Genomic DNA, 4937 nt, shown 5'->3' with positions numbered 1-4937 from the left:
AGGTTCTAAGGTTCTAAGGTTCTAAGGTTCTAAGGTTCTAAGGTTCTAAGGTTCTAAGGTTCTGAGGTTCTTGAATTTCTAGGTCAAAATCATAAATCTAAAATCATAAATCCAAAGTCTAAAGTCTAAAGTCTAAAGCCTAAATCATAAATCTAAAATCATAAATCCACAATCCAAAACTATCAACTATCAACTATCAACTATCAATTATAAACTAAACAAGATGAACTATATACTTTTTGACGGAACCGTCCGGAATGCCTTATTACCTTTTACATTTACCAGACCAGTGGCAGATATTCGTGTGGGGATTCTTACTATCCGCGAAAAGTGGGAAAAATATCTGGGTTATACAACCACGAGCCTGACGGAAGAATACCTTATGGAAAAATTTCCCATGGTAGAAATGCCTGAAAATATTATGATTAATGCTTCTTTTTTACCAAATGAAGTATTGGCTGAAATGGTGAAGTCACTGGAGCAAAATCAGGCTATTTTCAAAGGAGAAGAAGTAATTGCTTTTTTCTCTGAAGAAAGCCAGGAAGAAGTCGATTTCGAAAACTATGAAATTCTGGAATACAACGACGATTGTATTACAATTGAACATACATGGGATATTTTTCAAAAAAATGATGCAGCCCTCCGTGAAGATTTTGAACTTTTGACAGAAGACAGGGTTTCACAACCAATTCCTAAAAGTGTCAATGTCATTGCTCCCGAAAATATTTTTATCGAAGAAGGCGCTAAGCTGGAATTCGTAACCCTGAATGCTTCAACAGGTCCTATTTATATTGGGAAAAATTCTGAAATTATGGAAGGTTCCGTAATCAGGGGACCTTTTGCACTTTGTGAAGGAGCACAGGTAAAACTGGCGGCTAAAATATATGGTGCTACAACAGTTGGTCCTTTTTCAAGAGTAGGAGGAGAAGTCAGTAATTCTGTACTTTTCGCCTATTCCAATAAAGGACACGACGGGTTTTTAGGAAATTCCGTTTTGGGTGAATGGTGTAATATTGGAGCTGACAGTAATAATTCAAACCTGAAAAATAATTATGAAGAAGTGAAATTGTGGAGCTATGAAACCGAAAGTTTTGCTAAAACCGGCCTGCAATTTTGCGGTTTGATGATGGGAGACCATAGCAAATGTGGTATCAACACTATGTTTAATACCGGAACAGTAGTTGGAGTTAGTACGAATATTTTTGGAAGCGGATTCCCTCGTAATTTTGTACCAAGTTTTTCATGGGGCGGAGCGGCAGGATTTACAACCTATGTCACCAAAAAGGCTTTTGAAACAGCCAGGATAGTCATGTCCAGAAGAAATGTCGAATTTGATGAAAAAGAGGCCCGCATATTGGAACATGTTTTTGAGGAAACTAAAAAATGGAGAAAAGATTAAAGAAAACCGCCAGACAATCTGGCGGTTTTTTTATATTAATTTCACGGTAAATGTATTATTCTATAGGTATATTTCTTAAAATACAAGAAAAGGGGATATATTTGTAAAAACAGTTTTTTTACGGAAAACCATAATTTAGAATTACCAAAAAAATGAAACCCTGTCGCCATTATATATGTTGGTTAATTCTCATGGCAGTTTGCTTATTGAAAAGCCCTGCTTATGGGCAATCTGCAACTCCCAACGAGTCACTGCTGGTCAAGGCCTATGAACTTGTACGCTCAAATCCTGATGAAGCGGTAAAAATCGGCCAATATTTGCTAAAGAATAATCCGTCAGATACTCAGAAAACAAAATTTTACCTGTTGCTGGCAGAAAGTTATTGGGCAAAAGGCGATTACAATAATTCTGTTATTAATGTTTTTGAGGCAGGAAAGTTTGCCGATGGTGCCAAAGAGGAAGAAAAAATAAAAATTCTGCTTCTCAAATCACAGCTTTTCAGGGCTATATATTTGGACAATCAGTCAAAAAGATGCCTTGAAGATGCGGCCGCCAAAATTTCGGAACTCAAATCGAAAGAAGACCAGAACTTCTTTGAAGCCAAAATCTTAATCGGTAATTCGGGCATGTATCTGGACAGGCAGAATTATCAAAAGGCTTTTGAGCTATTACAAAACGCGGATAAAAAATATGAACCTGCTTTTAGCAAAAATGCCTTGCTCCGTCAAGAATTTTATATTACCAAAGCCAGAGCATTAGTTGGTCTTGCAAAAATTGACTCTGCAAATTATTATTTGGCAAAGGCGCAAAAACTCACCAAAAACCAGAAAAATTTTGATTTTCTCAATGAAATAGCACTTTTAAATGAGTTAAGTGCCGTCTATTTTCATGAAAAGCAACATACCAGGGCCATTGATACTTTACTGGTATCTATGAAAATGGCTACCCGACTTAAAAATGAAGCGCTTTTAAAAGTAATCAACAAGCAGTTGGGAATCAATTATCTTGCCTTGAACGACAAGAAAAACTACCAATTGTTTGATAATAAGTTTCTTAAGGCCTATGACACGGTTGAGGAATCAGAGCAGGATGCGGTTAATTCAGCTTATAATTTAATCAGCCAGGAACAGGAGGCCGATTTCCAGAAAGCAAAAACGCGTTATGCCGATTATTTTTATGTGGCTGTTGGGGTATTGTTTTTCGTGCTGGTTGCGGGTTTTTTGCTTTGGCTGAAAAATTACCTGAAGAAAAAACGTTTGAAAGAAATCATCAGCTATCTGGAAATAAGAACCAATAATCCTGTAAGGTTACAACCTGAAAAACGGGAAACCCATAAAAAAATAGCAATTCCGGCAGAAACAGAACAGGTGATACTTGCCAAATTGAAACGTTTTGAAAACTCGACCCGATTTACCAATAAAGAAATGTCGCTGGCAGTCTTGGCAGGGCAATTTGATACCAATACGAAATACCTGTCCGAAATAATAAACAAGCATTATCAGGATAATTTTAATACCTATATCAACAAACTGCGTATTACCTTTATTATAGGGAAATTGAAAGAAGACCCGAATTATATGCACTATAAAATCAGCTATCTGGCTGAAAAGAGCGGTTTTTCATCCCATAGTAGCTTTGCTACGGTTTTCAAATCGATAACAGGAATTGCGCCGGGTACATTTATTGACCTGCTGAAAGAAGAAACGGAAGCCCTTAAACAAGAAAAAGTGAACAGCCATGCAGTATAATCGCTATTTTTTCTCAGCTTTTTTAGGTTTTGTCATGCTCTTCGGCAATGCCTCTTTTGCGCAATCCATGAAGAAGGCGGATAGCATTATCAGGGCCAGCGGTATGGAAATTTATGAAAAGCCTGAAAAAGCAATAGAGGCGGGCAAGTATATTATTGCCAACGCTAAGGATGATGCCCAGATTAAAATTAGGGGGCTTATGCTTGTTGCTGATGCTTATTCAGTAAAAAGGGACTACCAAAAATCGCTGGAATATGTCATCATGGCCAATAAGCTCTCCAACCATATAGATGACCCGATTCTGAAGATTAAGATTGCCAATAAAATGGGAATCCAATACCAGCAGATGAAAATATATGATGAAGCCATACAATACCTTAATGAGGCAGAAAAACTCTGTATGGCCTATCCTGTAAAAGACTCTGTGATGTATCATTTGGGAAGGAATCATATAGTGAGGGGATTCATCTATAAGGAAAAATTAAACTGCGATATAGCAATCAATTTTTTTAACAAAGGAATAGCAGAACTCGCCAGAGTAGATAATAGCATGGTAAAGACCAATATAAGTATTGCACTTTATAATAAAGGCAATTGCTATATTCTTTTATCGGATTATGAATCGGCAAAGAAAAGTTTTTTTGAAGCCATCGAAATTACGAAAGGAATACATGCCAGCAGTCTTCAGGCATTTGCCCAAAAAGGTTTGGCAGAAGTTTATACGTTAGAAGGAAGATATCGTGACGCTATAAAAGAACTTGAAGAAGCATTGGCTGTTTCAAATAGTGTGGGCGATCTTGTTTTAAACCGAGGTATTTATAATGGTCTTTTAGAAAATTACCTGGCGGTGAATGATTGGAGCAATTATGAAAAATTTCATGCCCGCTTTTTGGAAACTCAATTGAAGGTAAAAGAGTCCGAAAGAAAATCAATCAATAACCTGATTAATGAGGGCTATAAAACTCAAAATAAAAATCTTAAAACCGAAATTTCTAAATACAATTATTACATCCTAACAACTTTAATCTTAATAATTGTGGTTGTTATATTTTTCTATGTATTAATTAAGAAAAGTGAAAAAAATATATTAAAATTAAATGATATTATTGAAAATCTCCAAAATAACAGAGAAAAATCCAATTGATTTTTTTTGTTTTATTTAAGAGATAATGGTTTGATTTTTAATATTTTAACATAATATTTAGATTTTCAAATTTCAGTAAATAGTAAAGGCATACTTTAAAAAAGGTTAGTAGTAGTTTCTATTTTTATGACGAAACACTAACTGAAAAATGTATGACTTTATGAGAAAAGAATTACCATTTGCTTCGATAATGGGCAGGCTCTTACAGACCTGTTTTTATCGATTCTCAACAATTCATGACAGACTGATACCTAATTGTGTCAGGAAAAGAATTGTCATCCCCTTGTTTTTGCTTTTCATTTCCATCAGCGCCCATGCGCAAATGGCTTTGGAAACATTTGAAAGCGGCATTCCCGCTACATGGGCATCCTTTAGAAATAATGTTGGAACCCTGAACTGGGGAATTTCTCCTGACAGTTACAGAGGAACCGGTGCGGCTTTTTTGAATCCGAGTGCAGAAAACATCGGTGCCGGAAATACCGCACAGTATTTTCTGGCAACGCCTATAGTTCCGATTCCTCAGAATGGGGAAATCCGCTTTTATTCAAAACAGGCAACCAGTGCCAATAACGGGGCCATCTACCAAATCAGGCTGTCTACAGCAGGACAGACAGACCCGGCCGGATATACCGTAATATTAAAGTCC

4 protein-coding genes are annotated in these 4937 nt (G+C 36.4%); all 4 read left to right on the top strand.

Annotated features, from left to right (window positions below; all coding sequences use genetic code 11):
- Positions 1–223 precede the first annotated feature (223 nt).
- The gene (locus tag ASG38_RS06815; protein WP_056068497.1) at positions 224–1399 is read left to right on the top strand and encodes a GlmU family protein; all 1176 of its coding nucleotides are present in this window, start codon (positions 224–226) and stop codon (positions 1397–1399) included.
- A 191-nt stretch (positions 1400–1590) separates the two neighbouring features.
- Positions 1591–3147, top strand: coding sequence for a helix-turn-helix domain-containing protein (locus ASG38_RS06810; protein ID WP_162239670.1), 1557 nt, complete (start codon positions 1591–1593; stop codon positions 3145–3147).
- Positions 3137–4291, top strand: coding sequence for a tetratricopeptide repeat protein (locus tag ASG38_RS06805; protein ID WP_056068493.1), 1155 nt, complete (start codon positions 3137–3139; stop codon positions 4289–4291). Before ASG38_RS06810 ends, ASG38_RS06805 begins: the two co-directional genes overlap by 11 nt.
- Before the next feature lie 160 nt (positions 4292–4451).
- A partial coding sequence (locus ASG38_RS06800; protein WP_162239669.1) for a choice-of-anchor J domain-containing protein occupies positions 4452–4937 on the top strand: 486 nt, incomplete at its 3' end.

It is taken from the genome of Flavobacterium sp. Leaf359 (assembly GCF_001423985.1).
In the GTDB taxonomy this organism is placed as follows: Bacteria; Bacteroidota; Bacteroidia; order Flavobacteriales; family Flavobacteriaceae; genus Flavobacterium; species Flavobacterium lindanitolerans.
Note: the sequence above shows the minus strand (reverse complement) of the source record. Positions and strands in the feature narration are given on the sequence as shown.

What these genes read in the sequence shown, in the direction of transcription:
- ASG38_RS06815 (WP_056068497.1), top strand. Translation starts at nt 224, where the DNA reads ATGAACTATATACTTTTTGACGGAACCGTCCGGAATGCCTTATTACCT.
- ASG38_RS06810 (WP_162239670.1), top strand. Translation starts at nt 1,591, where the DNA reads ATGGCAGTTTGCTTATTGAAAAGCCCTGCTTATGGGCAATCTGCAACT.
- ASG38_RS06805 (WP_056068493.1), top strand. Translation starts at nt 3,137, where the DNA reads ATGCAGTATAATCGCTATTTTTTCTCAGCTTTTTTAGGTTTTGTCATG.